Origin of the sequence: Parasediminibacterium schistidii (genome assembly GCF_046546515.1) — a bacterium.
In the GTDB taxonomy this organism is placed as follows: domain Bacteria; phylum Bacteroidota; class Bacteroidia; order Chitinophagales; family Chitinophagaceae; genus Parasediminibacterium.
This window is the reverse complement of the sequence record NZ_JBKHKJ010000005.1, coordinates 144,002-165,197: the sequence shown is the minus strand read 5'-3', so window position 1 is coordinate 165,197 and position 21,196 is coordinate 144,002. Positions and strand designations below refer to the sequence as shown.

At 39.7% G+C, this 21,196-nt stretch carries 26 protein-coding genes; 7 read left to right on the top strand and 19 right to left on the bottom strand.

Annotated elements, in window-relative coordinates; translation table 11 throughout:
- Positions 1-126: 126 nt before the first annotated feature.
- The 3 genes from ACHFIY_RS04630 to ACHFIY_RS04620 all read right to left on the bottom strand — a co-directional run bounded on the left by ACHFIY_RS04630 (position 127) and on the right by ACHFIY_RS04620 (position 3,745).
- The gene (locus ACHFIY_RS04630) at positions 127-771 is read right to left on the bottom strand and encodes an anthranilate synthase component II (protein WP_410844896.1); all 645 of its coding nucleotides are present in this window, start codon (positions 769-771) and stop codon (positions 127-129) included.
- Between the two features lie 154 nt (positions 772-925).
- On the bottom strand, positions 926-2,368 hold the full coding sequence (locus ACHFIY_RS04625; RefSeq protein WP_410844895.1) for an anthranilate synthase component I family protein: 1,443 nt from the start codon (positions 2,366-2,368) through the stop codon (positions 926-928).
- Between the two features lie 348 nt (positions 2,369-2,716).
- Positions 2,717-3,745, bottom strand: a complete 1,029-nt coding sequence (locus ACHFIY_RS04620; protein ID WP_410844894.1) for an arginase family protein — start codon at positions 3,743-3,745, stop codon at positions 2,717-2,719.
- Positions 3,746-4,454: 709 nt separating this feature from the next.
- Here ACHFIY_RS04620 and ACHFIY_RS04615 point away from each other — a divergent pair.
- The 7 genes from ACHFIY_RS04615 (at position 4,455) to rpmA (ending at position 8,394) form a co-directional block, all read left to right on the top strand.
- The gene (locus tag ACHFIY_RS04615; RefSeq protein ID WP_410844893.1) at positions 4,455-4,949 is read left to right on the top strand and encodes a metallophosphoesterase family protein; all 495 of its coding nucleotides are present in this window, start codon (positions 4,455-4,457) and stop codon (positions 4,947-4,949) included.
- 68 nt (positions 4,950-5,017) lie between these two features.
- Positions 5,018-5,248: a DUF433 domain-containing protein gene (locus tag ACHFIY_RS04610; protein ID WP_410844892.1), complete on the top strand. Its 231-nt coding sequence runs from the start codon at positions 5,018-5,020 to the stop codon at positions 5,246-5,248.
- Positions 5,232-5,555 (top strand): hypothetical protein, encoded by a 324-nt coding sequence (locus ACHFIY_RS04605; protein ID WP_410844891.1) that lies wholly within the window; start codon positions 5,232-5,234, stop codon positions 5,553-5,555. Before ACHFIY_RS04610 ends, ACHFIY_RS04605 begins: the two co-directional genes overlap by 17 nt.
- A gap of 121 nt (positions 5,556-5,676) precedes the next feature.
- Positions 5,677-6,303, top strand: a complete 627-nt coding sequence (locus ACHFIY_RS04600) for a nitroreductase family protein (RefSeq protein WP_410844890.1) — start codon at positions 5,677-5,679, stop codon at positions 6,301-6,303.
- A gap of 665 nt (positions 6,304-6,968) precedes the next feature.
- Positions 6,969-7,658 (top strand): SIR2 family NAD-dependent protein deacylase, encoded by a 690-nt coding sequence (locus tag ACHFIY_RS04595; RefSeq protein WP_410844889.1) that lies wholly within the window; start codon positions 6,969-6,971, stop codon positions 7,656-7,658.
- An 89-nt stretch (positions 7,659-7,747) separates the two neighbouring features.
- Positions 7,748-8,053 (top strand): 50S ribosomal protein L21, encoded by a 306-nt coding sequence (gene rplU, locus ACHFIY_RS04590; RefSeq protein WP_410844888.1) that lies wholly within the window; start codon positions 7,748-7,750, stop codon positions 8,051-8,053.
- Positions 8,054-8,118: 65 nt separating this feature from the next.
- On the top strand, positions 8,119-8,394 hold the full coding sequence (gene rpmA / locus ACHFIY_RS04585; protein ID WP_410844887.1) for a 50S ribosomal protein L27: 276 nt from the start codon (positions 8,119-8,121) through the stop codon (positions 8,392-8,394).
- Between the two features lie 896 nt (positions 8,395-9,290).
- Here rpmA and ACHFIY_RS04580 read toward each other — a convergent pair.
- The 16 genes from ACHFIY_RS04580 to rplP form a co-directional block, all read right to left on the bottom strand.
- Positions 9,291-12,968 (bottom strand): T9SS type B sorting domain-containing protein, encoded by a 3,678-nt coding sequence (locus ACHFIY_RS04580; protein WP_410844886.1) that lies wholly within the window; start codon positions 12,966-12,968, stop codon positions 9,291-9,293.
- Positions 12,969-13,261: 293 nt separating this feature from the next.
- The gene (gene map / locus ACHFIY_RS04575; protein WP_410844885.1) at positions 13,262-14,092 is read right to left on the bottom strand and encodes a type I methionyl aminopeptidase; all 831 of its coding nucleotides are present in this window, start codon (positions 14,090-14,092) and stop codon (positions 13,262-13,264) included.
- 108 nt (positions 14,093-14,200) lie between these two features.
- On the bottom strand, positions 14,201-15,550 hold the full coding sequence (secY, locus tag ACHFIY_RS04570) for a preprotein translocase subunit SecY (RefSeq protein ID WP_410844884.1): 1,350 nt from the start codon (positions 15,548-15,550) through the stop codon (positions 14,201-14,203).
- A gap of 82 nt (positions 15,551-15,632) precedes the next feature.
- Positions 15,633-16,082: a 50S ribosomal protein L15 gene (gene rplO / locus ACHFIY_RS04565; RefSeq protein ID WP_410844883.1), complete on the bottom strand. Its 450-nt coding sequence runs from the start codon at positions 16,080-16,082 to the stop codon at positions 15,633-15,635.
- 110 nt (positions 16,083-16,192) lie between these two features.
- Positions 16,193-16,372: a 50S ribosomal protein L30 gene (rpmD, locus tag ACHFIY_RS04560; RefSeq protein WP_410844882.1), complete on the bottom strand. Its 180-nt coding sequence runs from the start codon at positions 16,370-16,372 to the stop codon at positions 16,193-16,195.
- A gap of 45 nt (positions 16,373-16,417) precedes the next feature.
- Positions 16,418-16,939, bottom strand: coding sequence for a 30S ribosomal protein S5 (gene rpsE / locus ACHFIY_RS04555; RefSeq protein WP_410844881.1), 522 nt, complete (start codon positions 16,937-16,939; stop codon positions 16,418-16,420).
- 30 nt (positions 16,940-16,969) lie between these two features.
- Entirely contained in the window at positions 16,970-17,323 is a 354-nt protein-coding gene (rplR, locus tag ACHFIY_RS04550; protein ID WP_410844880.1) for a 50S ribosomal protein L18, read from the bottom strand.
- A 46-nt stretch (positions 17,324-17,369) separates the two neighbouring features.
- Positions 17,370-17,924, bottom strand: coding sequence for a 50S ribosomal protein L6 (gene rplF, locus ACHFIY_RS04545; protein WP_410844879.1), 555 nt, complete (start codon positions 17,922-17,924; stop codon positions 17,370-17,372).
- 85 nt (positions 17,925-18,009) lie between these two features.
- Positions 18,010-18,408 carry a 30S ribosomal protein S8 gene (gene rpsH, locus ACHFIY_RS04540; RefSeq protein ID WP_410844878.1) on the bottom strand — a complete coding sequence of 133 codons (399 nt, stop codon included), beginning with the start codon at positions 18,406-18,408 and terminating at the stop codon, positions 18,010-18,012.
- Between the two features lie 61 nt (positions 18,409-18,469).
- The gene (rpsN, locus tag ACHFIY_RS04535; RefSeq protein WP_410844877.1) at positions 18,470-18,739 is read right to left on the bottom strand and encodes a 30S ribosomal protein S14; all 270 of its coding nucleotides are present in this window, start codon (positions 18,737-18,739) and stop codon (positions 18,470-18,472) included.
- Positions 18,740-18,744: 5 nt separating this feature from the next.
- The gene (gene rplE / locus ACHFIY_RS04530; RefSeq protein ID WP_410844876.1) at positions 18,745-19,320 is read right to left on the bottom strand and encodes a 50S ribosomal protein L5; all 576 of its coding nucleotides are present in this window, start codon (positions 19,318-19,320) and stop codon (positions 18,745-18,747) included.
- Complete coding sequence (gene rplX, locus ACHFIY_RS04525; RefSeq protein ID WP_410844875.1) at positions 19,320-19,658, bottom strand: 50S ribosomal protein L24; 339 nt, start codon at positions 19,656-19,658, stop codon at positions 19,320-19,322. The genes rplE and rplX overlap by 1 nt, the downstream gene beginning before the upstream one ends.
- An 80-nt stretch (positions 19,659-19,738) precedes the next feature.
- Entirely contained in the window at positions 19,739-20,107 is a 369-nt protein-coding gene (rplN, locus tag ACHFIY_RS04520; protein WP_410844874.1) for a 50S ribosomal protein L14, read from the bottom strand.
- Positions 20,108-20,201: 94 nt separating this feature from the next.
- Positions 20,202-20,468: a 30S ribosomal protein S17 gene (rpsQ, locus tag ACHFIY_RS04515; protein ID WP_410844873.1), complete on the bottom strand. Its 267-nt coding sequence runs from the start codon at positions 20,466-20,468 to the stop codon at positions 20,202-20,204.
- Positions 20,469-20,481: 13 nt separating this feature from the next.
- Entirely contained in the window at positions 20,482-20,688 is a 207-nt protein-coding gene (gene rpmC, locus ACHFIY_RS04510; protein WP_410844872.1) for a 50S ribosomal protein L29, read from the bottom strand.
- Positions 20,689-20,732: 44 nt separating this feature from the next.
- Entirely contained in the window at positions 20,733-21,152 is a 420-nt protein-coding gene (gene rplP / locus ACHFIY_RS04505; protein WP_410844871.1) for a 50S ribosomal protein L16, read from the bottom strand.
- Positions 21,153-21,196 lie beyond the last annotated feature (44 nt).

The following is a 21,196-nucleotide window of genomic DNA, read 5'->3' as shown; positions in this document are numbered from 1 at the left end:
GGCACTAAGGCTCAAAGTGGCACGAAGGAATAAAGAAAAGAGAGAAAGAAAAAGGAAAGAAGAAAGGATTTATTTTAAACTTTTCCCTTAGTGCTTCTTCGGCCTTTGTGTATTCGTGGCTATATTTTACCCAAGCCAGTTACGCATTATTTTTTCGCCATCGGGTGTCAATACGCTTTCGGGGTGGAACTGAACGCCTTGCACATCGTATTTTTTGTGTTGTAGTGCCATGATAAAATTGCTTTCGTCACGGGCAGTTACTTCCAATTCCTCAGGGAAACCTTCATCGCTTACTACCCAACTGTGGTATCGGCCAACAATTAAGCTATCATCAAAACCAGTGAATAGTGAACCGTTGACCGTTGACCGTTGACTGTTGACTGTTATGGGCGTTGCGATACCATGAAAAACAGAAGACAGGTTGGTCAATTTACCACCAAATGCCTGCCCGATAGCCTGGTGCCCTAAGCAAACACCTAAGATAGATTTTCTAGGCGCATACTGCTTAATCAATGGCAATAGCAGCCCCGCTTCTTCGGGGATGCCCGGCCCGGGCGAAAGGATGATTTTATTGTAAGTATCTACATCTTCCAACGGGATTTCGTCATTACGGTACACATCTACCTTTAAATGGGTTATCTTTTCTACTAGGTGTACAAGGTTGTATGTAAATGAATCGTAATTGTCGAATACCAAAATACGCAAGCCATCAAAACCGCCTTTGACAGAAGATTGGTTTTCATTGGTCGTTTCTATGTTTATCCCACTCATAATTTTAATTATATAATTTATAATTAGTAATCGCCATAAATCCCTACCACGGGTTTCACCCGTGGCTACTGTTGTTCAACCCTTTCAGGGTTTTTGGCAAACCCAAGCAATTTAAAATTTCTATTTTGGAAAGCTGTTTAAACAAGCAGTCATATTATATCGCTCCTGCTACTTCAATTGCTTTCTTCAATGCATTCAGCTTGTTGTTCACCTCCTGTAATTCGCTTTCGGGGTTACTTGCGGCAACTACCCCCGCCCCTGCTTGGTAAAACAATGTATTGTTTTTGCTAAGGAAGGTGCGTATCATGATGGCATGGTTGCAACTGCCATCAAAACCCATGAACCCAATTCCGCCACCATAATAGCTGCGGTTGGTGGTCTCAAAACTGTCTATCAAGTGCATGGCTTTTATTTTGGGCGCACCGCTTAATGTGCCTGCGGGAAACGTTTTTGCAAGCAGTTCAAAAGGATTGCTGTTTGGCCGCACAGTGGCATTTACTTCGCTTACCAGATGGATAACATGGCTGTAATACTGCACTTGACGGTAACTTTTTACAGTTACCTCATCGCAAACACGGCTAAGGTCGTTCCGGGCAAGGTCTACCAGCATTACATGCTCTGCATTTTCCTTTTTATCCAGCAGCAAGCGTTGTGCAGCTTCTGCATCCAACAAATCGTTGCCTGTCCTTTTAAAAGTACCTGCAATTGGGTGCACGGTAGCTTTTCCATTGGCAATAACCAGTTGGCTTTCGGGCGAAGAACCCATTAGTTTGTAATCACCATAATCGAAAAAGAACAAATAGGGGGATGGGTTAATATTCCTTAATGCACGATATACGTTAAATTCATCCCCTGTAAAGCTTTGCTGAAACCGCCTGCTGAGCACAATTTGGAAAACATCGCCCCTGAAACAGCTTTGTATGCCTTTTTTCACCATTTCTATATAGGCTTCGTCTGTGATATTAGAGGTTTCCAGGCCTTTGACAGTGAAGGGGTAAGCTGGTACGTCTTTGCTTTTTATCAGGCTTTCCACCATTTGCACATCGCTTTCTATGCCAGCCATCTTGTTTTCGCAAAGGTATAGCTCGTCTTTAAAATGGTTAATGGCAATTACATATTGGTAAAGCCTGTAACGCATCAAAGGAATGTGGGTTGACTGTTGACCGTGAACGGTCAACTTGACACTATCAAAAAACTGTACCGCATCATAAGTAGTATAGCCATACAGCCCTTGGGCAAACTTGGCTGCGGCAGCTTCTAAACTGTTGCTGCCATTTCCAGGCTGTATATTGGCTACCTGAAAATTATTCATAAAGTCCCAAACCAATTGAGGCACTTGCTTGGTATCTTTTATCACCACTTGCTCTGGCTTTTGCCCCGGCAACTTATATTCTATATTGCCTGCATCGGTAATTTCTATGCCTGCAATGGCATTGATGCCTATAAAACTAAAACTGTTTTCGGCCACATGGTTGTCTGTGCTTTCCAGCAGGATAGTATCCCTAAACCTGTCCCTCACCCGCAGGTAAATGCCTACTGGCGTATAAACATCCGCAAGCATTTTTTTAATAGAGGTTGTTATATCAATCTTTTTCATCGTTTTTTGAGTTCTACGTTGTACGTTTTACGTTATAAGTTTTACGTTGTAAGTATTATGTTGCTGGGCAAAAAAAAGCCCCGACTAAGTGTCGAGGCTTTTTTCAAATAATATGAAAATGTATTGGCAATGCCACTACAAGCCCCTTGCAAGGTTTGTATGCCACCACCAATTGATATTTGTATTTTTTTGCTTCATTGCAGTGCAAATATGGGCTGTGATTTTATTACTGCCAAATTTTTTTTGTAGGGGCGTATTGCATACGCCCATTACTTAGGTTTATTCGCTTACAATATTTATCAACCCTTTAATGAGGGCGTATGCAATACGCCCCTACCCCCCAAACAATTAATACCCTTGCTGCAAGGCTTTTACAAAATCGGTTACCAAAAAACTAAGCAGCTTGCCAGATGATGTATTTTCTTTTGAGCATTCGCTGATGTGCAGGTATGCGGGCTGGCTGTCCAAAGCAGCCACATGCAGGTATTGCCTGGCTTGTTTTGCGGATATGCCCGTAGGCATAGTTGTGCCATTTTCAATGCAGTTCATGTCTAGCTCTATGCCGCAAAGGGTATCTATGGTAAACTCGGTTGCATGGTTAATGGCTTCTTCAAAAGTCCTTTTTTCATGGAGGAAAATATCTTCATACGTAATGCAGTCTATAAACGGGTTGTTTACCATGTCTATCCATACATTTTGTTGTATCTGGTTTTCTTCCAGCCCTACCACGCAATATTTTTCTAGGTAGCCGTCTTCTTCCGCATAACTAAAGGCATTGCCACTGTGCCGCCCCTCCATGGGGCCATAGTCTGGGCAAGCATCCACATTAATGGCATTTATCTGGGCAATGGGTATCACCCCGCTTTTGAACCAGCCTTTTGCAGCGCCTTTTATACAGGGGTAAGCATTGTTTTGCCCACCACCAACCACAATGGGCAATTTCCTGTTTTGGGTAATGATGTGTATTAGCTGCTCCACTTCATCGTCTATCATGTTCACCGCATGGCGGTAAGCGTCCACTTTTTCATCAATGGTTTGCGCAGATTGTTCTATTACATCATCTACCTCACTAAAATCAAAATGGCCAAGCAACAGTATTTCCTCCCCTCCTAAAAAATCGTTGCTTTGGCTGCTCAAAAAAGACTCCAAGAAAGGTTGCCATGCACTGGCTTCGTTGCAATAACCATGGTTTGCCTTAATGCCAATCCACTCTGGCACACCTACCAATATGTATCTGGCCGAGGTTTGCTGCAGCGATTCCTCCAAGTCCTTTGGGTTTTTAATTACCTGCACTTGCTGCCCTAGCCTAGTCTCAAAGCGGCGTGGGTTGGTATGGGCAAGCACATCTTGCCTTGAATAAATTTTCAGGTGTTGCATATCGTTGGCATTTAAAAATTAAAGTTAGTGGTAATATGGAAAGCCGCATTTATTTTTTCATCGGGATAGCCACAAAGGCTCGAAGGCACTAAGTTTTAAAGGGAGGATGGAATACGATGGGCGCGTTTCAAATCTTCGCTTTTTATTGCCCTTTTTTATTTATTTCCTGTTTTTCGGTGTTTTATTTTTTTTTGCTATTTCCCATTTTTGCCTACAACTCATTGATATTCAGCTATTTTTTATTTTTTTAACCTCATTTTTTATGATAATTTAAGTGAATTTTATGATAGTGTATTGATAATGGAATGATAGTTTTATGATAATGTAATAATAATTTATTGATAATAAACTGAGAAGATTTAGATGGTGGATTATCATTTTCCCCAGTCAGCTAACAACTGGTGCAGGAGTTAAAGCTAAGATGGCTAGTTCCTGTTTTACTGTAAAGTTGGCATGGTTATGTATAAAGCCAAAAATAAAAATCCTATATGGGGGAAATATGCCCCCATGAGCATCCAAAATTTCCCCCATATAGGATGCTTGTGCCAAATAGAGAATAACAAAAATGAAATTTTGAAATATACCCAAAAGGATAGCTATAATCTTTTCTTCCTTCTTGTTGCTACTTTGAGCCTTAGTGCCTTTTTGGCAATATATCCTCTTAATTTGCACTAAGATTTGAAATTACTACCCCCCATTTAGTTCTCTAATGACAAAAATTGGCATACTATCGGATACACATAGTTTTTTGGACGAGGCGGTTTTCACCCATTTTGCCCAGTGCGATGAAATTTGGCATATCGGCGATTTTGGAGATGCCGAAGTTGCCGAAAAGCTTCAAGCATTCAAGCCCTTAAAAGGCGTTTATGGCAATATTGACGAGGCGGGCATCAGGGAAGCATTCCCCCTTTACAACTCTTTTTTGTGTGAAGATGTGCCTGTTTTAATGACACATATTGGTGGCTATCCACCCAAATACAATGCAGCAAGCAAGGCTTTGATGAAGCAATACCGACCCAAGCTGTTTCTTAGCGGCCATTCGCATATATTAAAAGTAATGTACGACGAAGCCTTTGGCTGCCTGCATATAAACCCAGGTGCCGCCGGCAAGCACGGCTGGCACGCCGTGCGCACATTGATCCGCATAGCCATAGATGGCAGCATTATTAAAAACTGCGAGATTATTGAACTTGGGGGGAGGTGAAAAGACTGAAAATACAATTGCCAGCGTTGCAATTTTTTGTACTTTTAATAAGATTTAAATTATAAAATATGTTATACGGACAAGTAAGCATTGACCCGGAAATAATGAGTGGGACTGCGGTTTTTGCAGGAACCAGGGTTCCAGTACAAAATCTTTTTGACTATATTGAAGGTGGCGACGGCCTGCTAGAATTTTTGGACGACTTCCCCTCCGTTTCCAAAGAAGCTGCAATAGCGGTTTTAGAAATGGCAAAACATACATTGACAACTGAAAAGGCACTGCATGAAAATTTTGCTTGATGAAAGTTTACCCAGAAAACTTAAAAATGATTTTGGGATTACGCATGAAGTTTGGACAGTTCGTGACAAAGGTTGGCTAGGGCAAAAAAATGGGACCTTGCTGAAACTTATGATAGCCGATAATTTTGAACTTTTTATTACCGTTGACCAAAACCTCCCCTATCAACAAAACTTAGAATGGCTTCCCTTGACCATATTTGTGCTTTGTGCACCTAACAATAGGCGGGAAACACTTTCAGCACTTATCCCTAAACTTTTCGCTCGACTTGCGGAAGGCAACTTACAAAACGTAATTAACATAAATTAAGAAATAGCGCAATGCCGCTCAACATTGTTTCCCCTCTTTTCCGCAATTCGATGTTTGTACATACATTATTGTTTTATTTTTGGCTTGTCAAATTAAAATATTAAACAAAAAATTAAAACCCATGAGCTTAATAAGCGATTTACATTGGCGGTATGCCACCAAAAAAATGAATGGCACAAAAGTGCCGCAAGAAAAAGTGGATAGCATTTTGGATGCCATACAACTTGCTGCGTCCAGTTTTGGTCTACAGCCTTATACCATATTGGTAATTGAGGATCAGGCAACAAAAGAAAAATTAGTTGCGGCTTCCTATGGCCAACCACAAATTGCAGCAAGCTCGCATTTGCTGGTATTTTGTGCGTGGAAAGAGGTAACACAAGAAAGCATTGATACTTTTATTGCAGACATTGCTGCAAAAAGAGGGGTACCTTTAGAAAGCCTTGCCGAGTACAAAGCCTATATATCAGGGTCGGTAAGCCATTTGAGTAAAGAACAACAAGCCATCTGGAATGCCAAACAGGCCTATATTGCACTAGGCACTGGCCTTGCAGCAGCTGCAGAAGCAAAAGTAGATGCAACGCCAATGGAAGGTTTTCTGCCAGCACAATACGATGAAATATTGGGCCTGTCAGCACAAGGCTTGACTGCTACCGTAATCATGCCATTAGGCTACCGCGATGAAAGCGATTGGCTATCCAACCTTCCTAAAGTGCGCAGGGACAAAGACTTGCTGTTTAAATTTATATAAAAATTACCACAAAGGTACAAATTGGTTAATCTGCCACAAAGGCACGAAAACACAAAGAGGCACAAAGTTTTAAGGGAAGTAAAAAAAGAAGAAAAATTATGCTATCAATATTTTTCAACCTTTTTTTTCTTAGTTTTTTGGTTTTTTGGCTCTTACTGGCTAATAAAGGCATATTTTATGTAGTGCGTACGGTGTGCAACTTTAAAAAGTTGCACACTTTTTAAAATCTCCCAAAGATTTGGCAAGTTCTGGAAAGTTACCAAATCGAAAAACAGAATTTGGATTACTACCAATATGCCATGCCTACCGCATTTTACGAAGGGCTATACCCCTCGCTGCTCTATGCCGCCCTCGCAACTAGCGTGTATACACAAATCTCATTTAAGCGAATGCTGCCCTCTAGCATGTAAACCTCACCCCCCAACCCCCTCTCCGAAGGCGAGGGGGAGCCAAAGCTTTACAAAATGCAAAAGATTTTATGATAAATTCCCTTTGCAGCTATCAATTTTGGTTAAACTAAAAGAGCTAAAAAGATGTGTATATACGCTAGCTTTCAGGGCTATTTTATATACTTTGCCTATTGCCTTGTGTAAATATAGCCTATCTTACCTTAATTCCTCTTGACTTACGACTTACGACTCCCCACTTTTCCATAATTTAGCCCCATGAAAAAGCTGGTGGTATTAACAGGCGCAGGCATTAGCGCCGAAAGCGGTTTAAAAACATTCAGGGACAGCGATGGGCTTTGGGAAGGTTATGATGTTTATGAAGTAGCCACCCCCCGGGGCTTTGCCAAAAACCCTGAATTGGTATTAAAATTTTATAATGACAGGAGAAAAGATGTGGCAAATGCACAGCCCAATACTGCCCATATAGGCTTGGCAGAGTTGGAAAAGCATTTTGACGTGCATATCATTACCCAAAATATTGACGACCTGCACGAGCGTGCGGGCAGCACGCAAGTAACCCACCTGCATGGGGAGATTTTTAAAATGCGCAGCGTGAAAAATGTAAGCAAGGCTTACCCCATCACGGGAGATATAAACGTGGCCGACTTGGCACCCGATGGCAGCCAGCTACGTCCTTTTATCGTTTGGTTTGAAGAAGCTGTGCCCATGATAGAAGTAGCAGCCGACATTGCCAGCAGCGCAGATATTTTTGCCGTTATTGGCACTTCCTTGCAGGTGTACCCGGCGGCTGGGCTGGTAGACTTTGCACCTACTTCCATACCCAAATATATTATTGACAAAAAGATACCTTATACATCGTCTTTAAGCAACCTTACCACTATAGAAAAAGGGGCTGGCGAAGGGGTAAAAGAATTAACCAAACTATTGTTGAAGGGCTTGAAATGATAGTTTTCCACAACCTGAAAAAATTTTAAAAAATCTTTGTTCAAATTAGCAATATATCCTTACTTTTGCCGACCAAATTTGGGATAGTTATGTTAGCAATAGTAAAAATAGCAGGGCAGCAGTTTAAAGTAGAAGCAGGAGATAGCTTGTACGTTCCTCATTTAGAGGGTAACACTGGCGATAAGGTTGAATTTAGCGAAGTTTTGTTGGTTGACAACAATGGTGTACTTACCGTTGGAAGCGACATAAAAACAATAGTAACTGCTGAAATAATTAAAGACCTTGTACAAGGTGACAAGGTGATAGCTTTTAAAATGAAGCGTAGGAAAGGTTTCCGCAAGAAACATGGCCACCGTACTCATTATACCCGTATCAAAATTGAAAGCATCGCTTAATTTAAAGCGTTGTTTTAAAATTGGATGGCAGCAACATTAATTTAATAAATTCAAATCTTTATAAGATGGCACACAAAAAAGGTGAAGGTTCGGTAAAGAACGGCCGGGACTCGAACAGTAAACGCTTGGGCGTAAAAATATTTGGCGGCCAGCCCGCTATTTCTGGCAATATCCTTATCCGCCAAAGGGGTACACAGTACCACCCTGGCAAGAATGTAGGTTTGGGCAAAGACTTTACATTGTTTGCTTTGACTGATGGCTTGGTACATTTCAGGAAAACAAGAGAAGACAAAACAATTGTTTCTATTACAGAGCCAACTGCGGTTGCAGTTGCTGAATAGTAGTAAAATTGCCACAAAGGCACGAAGGCTCAAAGTAGCACTAAGAAAATAAGTAAGGTAAAAAACATTTTTCTTTGCTTTAAGTTTATAAAATATAAGAATAGAGGTAGTTTGAAAAAGCTGCCGCTATTCTTGTTTTTAGGGTTCATTTCAAAACTTTGCTAATTATATTGTTTTACATTAGCTACCCCCTAACCCCCTCTCTGAGGAGCTACTGTGAGGACACATCTTTTTTTAGTGTAATAAAGTGCCTTTAATAAATGTCTTTTGTGTCTAATGTAGCGGCTTTGCCTATGCTTTGCGTCCTTTGAGCGAAGCGTTTTACCTTTTTTTGTCCCCCTTTGCGCCTTCTTTGCGTAAATAACGCTGCGAATCTTTGCGGTTAAACCCTTCGCTTCAATTAAAATGGCCGCTTATACTGCATAGAAACCACCCCGGCCTACGGCCACCCCTCGAGAGGGGAATTGTGTACGCACAGTAGCTCCTTGGAGGAGGTAGGGGGTGGGTCTAGCAACATCACCTATTTTTACATCTTTCAAGTAGTAAACAATAAAAAAGCAAAGATTTAAAATACACCCTATTTTTACGGCTAATTCTTTATTCTTTTCTTAGTAACGTTTCCGAAATAACTTTCCCCATTTAGGTTAATTTTAAAAGGAATATTTAACCACAAAGAACACAAAGATTTTGCACAAAGAAACACAAAGAGAACCCTATTTAAGTTAAAACGTTTCACTTGCCCCCAACCCCCTAAAGGGGGCAAAGAAAAACACAAAGAACAGTGCAAATAGGCTGATAAAATGAACATGTCCTTATTCGGAAATGGGGAAAGTTATTTTAAAAGCGTTACTTAGTGCTTCTTTGAGCCTTTGTGACTTTGTGGCAAAAAAAGTTACTTATCTTATCAAAACAAAAGTGCTTTTCTTATAAAGCACGCCACAAAACGTAACTGCTTTTATTTCATATATAAAAGCCCCAGAGGCTTGCAGCACGCCATTTACCCTGCCGTCCCAGCAATCGTTTATGTTGTTGGTGGAATATAATTTCTGCCCAAAGCGGTTGTATATATTCATCTGTATGTTGGTAATATTGCTCCAAGTACTCCCCCACCTGCTTATGCCAAAGCAATTGTTTACCGTATTACCAGCAGGGGTAAAAGCCGAAGGCACCAAATAACTTCCGTCTGCACCATTTTTTGTTACATTTACCACAACAAAACTATCAGTCTCGCAGCCTTGGCTCGAGTATCCTTTTACCGTGTATCTAGTTGTTTGGCTCGGTATGGCTATTGGGCTTGCCGTGGTGGCGTTTTTATTCAGCAGCGAATCTGCAGGTGCCCAAATATAATGGTCTGCCCCGCTTGCATTTAGCTTTGCACTGGTTACAATGCAGTCTATATCGTTCGATTTTGTAATGGTAAGCGAGGGTGGGTTGTACACTGTAACAGTGGACGACAATGGGCTGCTAACCGCGCAAATGGTATCCGTTGCGGTTACTTTATAAATAGTTGTAACGAGTGGCTTAAAGGTATTGCTGGAAGAATCGGGGTAATTGGCCAAGGATTGCCATTTGTATTTATTGCCGCCAGATGCCGTGATAACAATAAGGCTGTCTTTGCAAATGCCTGTGTTGGGTGTAATGGAAAAAACAGGCAAAGCTTTCACTTTTACATATTCCGAATCTGTAGCTACGCAATTGTTGCTGCCTGTAACTTGCAAATGGTAGTTGGTAGATACCGCTGGAGAAGCATCGGGGTTTAAAGCACTAGAGTCGCTTAACCCTTTGGAAGGGGACCAAATAAAGCCTTTCGAATTGTTTACATTTGCTTGCAACTTAATTGGCTTGCCTACGCAAACCATCAAAGTATCTTTCGGTATAGTGATATTAGGCAGGCTAAGACCCGTTATAGACACATTATCCGTAGCCTTACACCCTTTGTTGGTATATGCTGTAACCGTGTATTTAACCTTCGACACAGACAAGGCAGTATCTATTGGGCTTTGGGCAGTGTCAGCGGAAAGGCCTATTGATGGCTGCCATACAAAACGGCTGGCATTGCTGGAAATTGTGTTTAAAACAAGCGTAGTTTGCAAGCAAATACTAGTGTCTGACCTTGCCATTACGGTAGGCAATGGCCAAGCGTTTACCTTTACGGAATCTTTTGTTGTACAGCCGTTGTTAATATCGGTTACGGTGAGGTAATAGGTTCTGTTATCAGTAGGCATTGCAAAAGGGTTGGAAATAGTAAGCGACGATAAAGATAAATCCGCTTGCCAACTATAAGTATTTGTACTTGGAGTAGTTATACCTGATAATTGGATACTATCTTTAATACAAACCCCTGTGTCTTTGGTAAGCACCAGGCTGGGAGGATTATTTACCACCAGATTCACCGTGTCGGAAGCAAAGCAACCATAGCCATCAAAGCCAGTTACTATAAAAGAAGTGTCTGCCAATGGCTTTGCAATAGGGGTGGCTATTGTGGTGTCGGACAAATAGCTTGTGGCATTCCACTTATAGGTTGATGCACCTGTAGCCTGCAGTTTAAAGCTATCTGCTTTGCAAATAGCACCAGGTTTGTTTAGTATCTTCACAGGAGGGTTGCTCACGGTTGCCACACGGAAAGTATCGGTAGAAAAACAGCCTTTATCACTATACCGCTTCACGGTATAAGTGGTATTAACTAAAGGGGAAACAGTATCCGCTTTTGTGGTGATACCCGTAATCCAACTATAACTATTTGCGGTTGCAGCTATTAATTGTACAGGCTTACCTGAACAAACCGACGTATTCGTTGTAGCAGAAGCAACAGGTGGGATATTAACCAAAATAGTTACAGAATCCTTTCTACTGCACTTGCTATCCGTAACAGTTACAACATAAGTAGTGCTATCGGTTGGTTTTGCAAAAGGATTGAAGATATTTGATGCAGACAAAGTTAAAAACGGAGACCAACTATAGTTATCTGCATTGCTAGTGGCTAACAATTGGATGCTATCACCTATGCAAAGGCTTGAATTTTTTGTAACTGAAAGTGTGGGAAGCGGATTTATGGTTACTTTGAATGTGTCTAATGCAAAACAATGACCATCAAAGCCTTTTACTATAAAAACGGTATCCTGCAATGGCTTTGCAATAGGGTTAGCAATGGTGGTATCGGATAAATAACTATTAGCATTCCAGTTGTAGGTATTTGTACCAGTAGCGTTTAGCTGAAAACTATCTGCTTCGCAAAACTTTGTAATCGTATTGGTAATTTTCACAACAGGGTTCTTGTTCACTGTTACCCTAAAAGTATCGGTAGAAAAGCATCCAGGCATACTAAAGCGTTGCACAGTATAATCAATGCTTGTAGCTGGGCTAACAATGGCGGTATCATTCGTTGTACCTGTACTCCAATTGTACGACAATGCAGGTGCAGCAATTAGTTGCAGCGTATATCCTACGCATAGCGATGGATTCTTTGTGGCAGAAGGCGTTGGAGGGGCAACCACAGTGATTGTTACAGAATCTCGCTTTAAAATAACTGAGTGGAAAGAAAGGTCGTCAAGGGCAAAGTCATTGCCCGTAGTATCTGTATTTTGGTTGATGATAGAAATAGATGCCATTGTACTATCTCCCGAGTTCCAAGTAGTAAAAAACTGCTGCCAAATGCAAGTGTCTAGGCTTGCATGGAAAGTGTCGCCTACCGTTTTACCATTAATAGAAAATTGCAACCGGGCTGGTACATCTTTATATAAAGACTGAACCCACAACGAAAAAACATAATTGGTATAAGGCAAAACAGGAAGGCTATCCTGCCTCCAAACAACAGTTTTTGGAAAGCGCGCGCCATTTACAATCATCTGTTTCCCTTTGCCAGTGGTATGGTCTGAACAATTAGAGATGAAGAGATGCCAATTATTTACATATGCACTTGTGTTTACAGTATAAGCTCCTTCGGGAAAACCGCCATTAGCAGTATCGCTGTAAGAATAATCAGAGTGAAACAATGTATGACCCATTTCAAAATCAGCATTCTTAATTAAATTGGTATCTATTATCTGCGAATTCAAATAATAAGTAGTGGTAACAAGTGGTTTTGCAATCACATTGCCAGTAGTTGTATTTGACAACCCCGCGGAAGGTGTCCAGCAATAATTAGTCAAAGAAACAGCCTTTAATAATACGCTGTCATTTATGCAAATGGTTGTGTCCTTCTTATTAATATTAATAATCAGATTTTCCGTATTAATCTGTACAGGTATTGTTTTTTTTATAGATGTGATACAGCCATTGGTATTGCGTAATGTGATGGTGTAATTGCTATAGGAAGTATAGAGCTTGCTAGGGTTATCAATTGTACTAAAAGTTCCATCGCCAAAATCCCATGAATAAGAATTGGCGGCGAAGGGATAAGAAATGTTGGTAAACTGAATAAGGAGCGGGTTGCAGTTATCCTGCTTGAAACTAAAATCAAGGTTTGGCGGTGTGCATTGGGCAGAAGAACTGTTTATATAGTGAAAAAAAAGAATAAGCAGGAAAAAGCCCTTTACTATGCGTTTAAAAGAAATACTATAAAAAAAGTTTAGCATAAGTATTTTCTAAAAGAAATAAACATACTAAAACAATCTGAAACAACCATTGATATATATGCAATACCCCTAATTTAAAGGGGTAAGTTACTGCATACCTATACACATATATAAGCTATTCAAATTTTAGGGACACTTTTAGTCCAGGAGTCATGCCACAATAAATTTATATGGTGTTCTTACGGGTGTATAAATGTTTTTTACCTAGGTGATAAAGCGGCTAAACTTCAAAATATTCAAAACTCTTTAAAGGTTTTGAATACTGCAAAAACTTTTATGCACCCATTCAAATCCTAAAAAGCTATTGCGGGGGAGGCGGTAAGGTTAGGGTTGGCAAGCTCAGCAGCTTCTATAATGCTATATTCAGACAATATCAAAGCCTTGCCCTTCTTAACGCACACGTCATGCTCAAAATGAACAGACGGTTTGCCATCCCTTGTCCTTACTGTCCAGCCATCATTATCGGTATATACTTCCTTCTTCCCCATGTTTATCATTGGCTCAATGGCAAGCACTAAATTTTCTTTCAGTTTCATGCCATTGCCCCGCTTGCCAAAATTGGGCATATTTGGGTCTTCGTGCAGGTGTTTCCCCAAGCCATGCCCAACCAGTTCCCTCACCACGCCATATCGGTGCTTGCCCTCGGTGTGTTCTTGTATGGCATAAGCAATATCGCCTATCCGGTTGTTTACAATTGCCTTTTCTATCCCTTTGTACAAACTTTCCTTGGTTACCCTGATCAATTGACTAACCGCATCGCTTACCTCCCCTATCACAAACGTATAGGCATGGTCGCCATGCCAACCGTTCAAAATAACACCTAAATCTATACTTACTACATCACCTTCCTTCAATGGCTTGCTGTTAGGAAAGCCATGTACTACTACGTCATTTACGCTTGCACAAATATTGTGTGGGTAGCCCCTGTATTTATAAAAAGAAAGCGTAGCCTTGTTGTCTTTTACAAATGTGGCACAAAGCGTGTCAATTTCCATAGTGGTCATGCCCGGTTTCAGCACTTTTGCTACTTCTGTCAAAGTCTTGCTTACCAAGGTAGCAGCTTCTCTCATCAACCCAATCTCGTGGTCTGTCTTATAGTAAACCAAGTTTTTCGTGTGGCTCATCTTATTCAATATTTTATAGGTTAAACCTTGCCTAGCATAGTATTAAAAAACAAAACCTGTTAGCTATACCAACAGGTTTCATTTATTAAAATAAATTTGAAGTAATTTTTAAATAGACGTAGTGGTACTAACTGTTTGCCTGCCTTGTACTCGGCCGCTGGTCATTAAACCATCGTACTGGCGCATTAGCAAGTAGGTTTCAATTTGTTGCAATGTGTCTAACACAACACCCACCATAATCAACAAACTTGTACCACCAAAAAAAGTGCTGAACGACTGTGTAACACCTAACCTTTGGGCAAACCCTGGCATAATACCTACCACAGCCAAGAAAATAGCACCCGGCAAGGTAATTTTATCCATGATAGCACCAATATAATCTGCAGTAGGCTGGCCAGGCTTTACACCCGGTACAAAACCATTGTTGCGTTTTAAGTCCTCTGCTATTTGCTTAGGGTTAAATATCAATGCCGTGTATAAGAAGGTAAACCCAACTACCATTACTGAATAAATAACCATGTACCAAGCATTGCTATGGTCGCTAAATATCCTTACAAACCCTTTTGCAGAATCTAAATTGGTAAATGAAACCAATGTAGGTAGGAACATTATAGCTTGTGCAAAAATAATTGGCATAACACCAGCACTATTAACCTTTACAGGCAAAAATTGCCTTGCCCCACCAAACTGCCTGTTGCCAATTATTTGCTTGGCGTAGTTTACAGGTATTTTGCGAACGCCTTGCACCAAGATTATCAACCCAACAATAATTAATATCAAGAATATTAACTCAATAAGGAATATCAACAACCCACCACCAGATTTTTCAAACTTAGCTGTAAATTCTTGGATGAGTGATTGTGGCAAACGAGCCAAGATACCCACCATGATAATAATGGAAGTACCATTGCCCAAGCCTTTGTCTTGTATTTTTTCGCCTAGCCACATTACAAACAAGGTACCTGCTGTTAACGTAACAATGGTAGAAAAAGCAAAGAAAGGCTGGTAAGCAGGTATCAATGCTTCGGCATAGCCAGGGCTTTTTAAGTAAGCCACATAAGCACCAGCTTGGAACATGGTTACCACTATAGTAAGGTAACGAGTCCATTGATTAATTTTTTTACGCCCACTTTCTCCTTCTTTTTGTACTTTCTGCAATTGAGGGATTAATATCGTCATCAACTGCATAAAGATAGAAGCCGATATGTATGGCATAATGCCCAATGCAAGTATAGATGCTTGTGAAAATGCCCCACCAGCAAAGGTATCGAACAAGCCTAGCAACCCATTTTTAGAACTGCCAGCTTTGGCAGCCTCTAATAAATTTGGATTGATACCTGGCAATGTAATTTGAGTACCGAGTCTATAAGTCAATACAAAGGCAAGTGTAACTATTATTTTAGTCCGCAGCTCTTCAATAGCCCAGATATTCTTTAAGGTGTCAATGAATTTTTTCACTTGAGTTAACTTGAATTAATTTAAAAGCCTAAAACCAAAAAAAACGCATCTTTTTGTGATGCGTTGGGCAAAGTAAGCAAAATTATTTTACTATTTCAACACTACCCCCCAAAGACTCAATTAATTCTTTGGCTTTGGCGCTTAAAGCATTTACTTTAAATGCTAATTTAGTTTTTAATTCACCTGTGCCAAGTATTTTTACCTTGTCAGTTTTAGAAATCAAACCGTTTGCATATAAATTTTCTATAGAAAATTCAGGGAATGCATATTTCTCTTGCAATTTTTCAATTTGACCCAAATTGAACACAGTGTATTCTACCCTGTTGATATTTTTGAAACCACGCTTAGGTATCCTGCGCTGAATAGGCATCTGGCCACCTTCATGTGCATTTTTACGTTGATAACCAGCCCTTTGTTGGCTACCTTTATTACCTTTGGTAGAAGTACCACCTTTACCACTTGCTTCACCGCGGCCTAACCTTTTTTCTTTGTGTGTAGAACCTTCTGCGGGTTTTAAATTGTGTAATTTCATGTTTGTTGATTTTTTACTTACGGGGTATCACCCCTCGCATTGTTTTAAAAAAAATTCCAAATTACATTCCTAAAAGGAAAGCATTTGGAATTTAAAAAGATATAGAAATATTAAGCTAACTCTTCCACTTTAACCAAATGACTAACTTTCTTAATCATTCCCAAAATTTGAGGAGTGCCTTCCACTTCTTTTACAGCGTGCATTTTTCTCAATCCTAAAGCAACCAACGTTTTCTTTTGGCGCAAAGACCTGTCAATACCGCTTTTTACTTGTGTTATCTTAACTATCATAAAATTAAATTTGTACTATCAACTGTTGTAAGGCAGCTAATATAATTAACCATTAAATACCCTGCTCAACTTTAAGTTACGAGTTTTAGAAATTTCGATAGGTTCACGGAGCAATGATAAGGCTTTTATTGTAGCTTTTACCACATTGTGTGGATTAGCAGAACCTAAGTTCTTAGCCAAAACGTCTGTGATACCAGCACTTTCCAATACAGCACGCATACTGCCACCTGCAATAACACCGGCACCATGAGCGGCTGGTTTTATTAAAACCTTGGCTGCACCTGCTTTAGCTAATTGCTCGTGTGGTATTGTACCATGAGAAATAGGAACTTTTACCAAGTTCTTTTTTGCATCTTCAATGCCTTTAATGATAGCTTCTTGTACTTCTTTTGCTTTACCCAAGCCTTGTCCTACAACACCTGCTTCATTGCCTACAACTACTAGTGCTGAAAAGCTGAAAGTACGGCCACCTTTGGTTGTTTTAACAACGCGGTTTATGGCAACTACCTTGTCTTTCAACTCTACATCGCCGCCTGCTTTTATTTTAGTATCAATTGGTTTAGACATCTATCTAAATATTATTTTTTGTAATAGGAATTAAAATTGTAACCCGCCTTCTCTTGCACCATCAGCTACTGCTTTGATACGGCCGTGGTAAAGGTTGCCGCCCCTGTCGAAAACACAGGTAACGATACCCAATTCTTTTGCTTTCAAAGCTATTGCTGCACCAACAAATTTAGATTTTTCAATCTTTGGTACTTTTTGGGCAACAATATCTTTTTCCCTTGAAGATGAAGCAGCCAAAGTAACTGCATTTTCATCATCAATTAATTGTGCATATATTTCAGCATTGCTCCTGAAAACAGAAAGACGTGGTTTTGTTGCAGTGCCTGCAATTCTTTTACGAATACGAAACCTTATCTTTTGCCTTTGAACTAATTTACTTTTCATGTTTTTCTATTTAAACCACCCGATTCTGCCGGGCGATAATTTACAATTATTTACCTGCGGCTTTACCAGCTTTTCTCCTAAGCACTTCACCAGCATATTTAACACCCTTGCCCTTGTATGGTTCAGGTTTACGCAAGCTCCGTAATTTAGCAGCTACTTGCCCAATCAATTGCTTATCAATTCCTTCTAAGCTAATCAATGGGTTTTTACCTTTTTCAGTAAGTGTATTTAGTTTCAATTCACTAGGAATCTCAAAAATAATATTGTGAGAATAACCTAGAGCTAAATCTAAAGTGTTGCCAACATGAGCAGCTTTATAACCTACCCCTACTAGTTCCAAGTTTCTTTTATACCCTTCAGTTACACCAGTAACCAAGTTATTTATCAAAGCCCTGTACAAGCCGTGCATGGCACGGTGGCGGATTTGATCTGTTGGACGAGAAATGATTAATTCATTCTCTACTATTTCCAATTTAATATCCCTGTCCACAGCTTGTTTTAATTCGCCTTTAGGACCTTTAACAGCAACTACATTGTCGCTGCCAATTTTAATTGTTACACCTGCTGGTATAACAACTGGTTTTTTACCGATACGAGACATAATAGTGTCTTTTAGAAATTATGAAATGTTAACCTGTTTTCAGCCCCGGTAAAAGGGCTTAGATGATCAGGGAAATTATAAACAATTAGCTGATATAGCAAAGCACTTCGCCACCTACGTTTTGAGCTTTTGCTTGCTTATCTGTCAAGATACCTTTAGAGGTACTAATGATAGCAACACCCAAACCATTGATAACCCTTTTTATTTCAGTAGGCTTCGCATATTGGCGCAAACCTGGGCGGCTCACCCTCTCCAAAGAGCGGATAGCAGGCTGTTTGGTATTAGGATCGTATTTCAAAGCTATCTTTATCAAGCCTTGCTTTGTATCCTCTTCGAATTTGTATTTCAAAATATACCCTTGATCGTACAAAATTTCAGTCATACGCTTCTTTAAATTAGAAGCAGGTATTTCCACAATCCTGTGTCCAGCCATTTGAGCGTTACGAATCCTTGTTAAAAAATCTGCAATAGGATCAGTTACCATACTTTTATGAATTAATCAGTTCTTTAAAATTTATTATTGGTTATTCCCTCGAAAGAAGGATTTACCAGCTTGCTTTTTTTACGCCAGGAATTTTTCCGTTCAATGCCATATCGCGGAAGATAACACGGGATATTCCAAAATAACGCATATAACCTTTAGGCCTACCAGTTAATTGGCAACGATTTTTCAATCGTACAGGTGAAGCATTTTTTGGTAATAAGTCCAAACCTGCATAATCTCCGGCAGCTTTTAAATCTGCACGTTTCTTTGCAAATTTTACCACCATCTTTTCACGCTTTCTTTGTCTGGCTTTAATTGATTCTTTTGCCATGTTATTTAGTTATTATCTTTTTTAATGTTTTTAAACGGCATCCCTAGTTCTTTTAGCAACTCATAAGCTTCTTCGTTAGAAGTTGCAGTAGTTACAAAAGTAATATCCAAACCAGTTATCTTGTTTACCTTGTCAATATCTATTTCTGGGAAAATTATTTGTTCAGTAACACCCAGCGTATAGTTTCCACGGCCATCAAATGCCTTATCGCTAACGCCTTTGAAATCACGCACACGTGGTAATGCTACAGAAACCAAGCGGTCTAAAAATTCAAACATTTTTACGCCACGCAAGGTTACCCTTGCACCAATTGGCATACCCTTACGGAGTTTGAAATTGGATATATCTTTCTTAGAATAAGTTGCAACTGATTTTTGACCAGTGATAGTGCTTAATTCATCAACAGCAATATCAACTAATTTCTTGTCAGTAACCGCACCGTTAACGCCACGGTTAATACAAATCTTTTCTAATTTAGGAGCTTGCATTACACTTTTGTAAGCAAACTTTTTCATTAAAGCAGGTATAACTTCCTTAGAATATTTATCTGCTAACCTCGGAGTATATTTTACTGTATCCATTATCTGATTACCTCCCCTGATTTTTTAGCTATACGAACTAATTTACCTTCTGTCCTGTCACGCTTTACTTTAGTAGGCGTTTTTGTTTTTGCATCCCACAACATCACATTTGAAATGCTGATGGCTGCTTCGTGCTTTTCAATGCCCCCTTTGGTGTTTTGAGCTGTAGGCTTAATGTGCTTAGTAGCCAATGCCACGCCTTCCACAGTTACTTTGCCTTTTTCAACATCAACCTCAAGGACAGTCCTAGGCTTTTTTAAATCTTTATCATCGCCAGCAATCACAACTATGGTGTCGCCTTTCTTGATATTGAACTTAGGTTTAAATCTTGTACTCATTTTATTTAGCATTTAGCTACTAGCTTTAAGCCACTAGCTGATTAACTTATTTACTACTTCTTCTTAGCAGCCTAGCTTGTTTAAAGAACTTCCGGTGCCAAAGAAATGATTTTCATATACCCTTTGTCACGAAGCTCCCTAGCAACTGGCCCAAAAATACGAGTACCACGGGGATCATCGGCATTGTTTAACAATACAACAGCGTTGTCGTCAAAACGGATATAAGAACCGTCTTTCCTGCGCAATTTGTTTTTTGTACGAACAATAACTGCTTTTGAAACTGTACCTTTTTTAATGCCACCTGCCGGTATTGCATCTTTTACAGTAACAACAATTTTATCACCAATTTTTGCATAATCCTGCCCGCTGTTGCCAAGTACCTTTATACAAAGTACTTCCTTAGCACCGCTATTATCTGCAACGTTCAATCTACTTTCTTGCTGAATCATTTTCTTAAGCTTTTAACCTTTTGCAAAGCATCGGTTACTGTTTCAATTTACATTCTTAGCAACTATATGTCAATACAGTTGAGAATAAAAAAAATTATTTTGCTTTTTCAATTACTTCAACCAGCCTCCAGCGTTTTGTTTTGCTAAGAGGGCGTGTTTCCATAATTTTTACAACGTCACCAATTGTACACTCATCTTTTTCGTCATGAGCGTGGAATTTGGTAGTCTTTTTTACGAACTTACCGTAAATAGGGTGTTTCACCTTTCTTTCAACAGCAACTGTAATAGTCTTAAACATTTTATTACTAGTTACGATACCAACCCTTGTTTTCCGTAAATTTCTTTCAAGTACTGTTTCCATTATTGCAGGTTTATTAAGCCAAAGCTCTTTTTTGTAATTCCGTTTTCAAACGGGCAACGTCTCTCCTCAAGCCACGGATACTTACTGGGTTTTCAATTGGGGATATTGCGTGTGCAAATTCCAATTTCTTTAAACGTAATGTATCTTCCTGGATGCGGGCACTTAAATCACCATCGCTCAGGCTTCTAACTTCTTTATTAAATTCTACTTTCTTTACCATTTTATTTCTCTTGATAATGTTAGGGAAATACCAACAATTGTTTACTACCCTTGTAAATCCCTCCGTATTACAAATTTTGTTGCAATTGGGAGTTTTTGAGAAGCAAGCAACATCGCTTCTTTAGCTGTTTCTTCGCTTACGCCATCACACTCGAAAATGATGCGGCCTGGTTCTACTACTGCTGCCCAGTATTCAGGGTTACCCTTACCTTTACCCATCCTCACCTCTGCAGGCTTGTTGGTAATGATTTTATCTGGGAAAATCCTAATCCAAACATTCCCTTCCCGTTTCATGGCACGTGTCATTGACTGACGGGCGGCTTCTATCTGGCGGTTGGTTAACCAAATTGGTTCTAGTGCTTTCAAAGCATAAGACCCAAAAGCTATATAAGAACCACGTTTTGCAACTTCGCGAATGCGGCCTTTCTGCTGTTTTCTATGCTTACTTCTTTTCGGCTGTAACATTTTACTAAAAATTTGATAATGTGATAATTTACTAATTGCTTGGC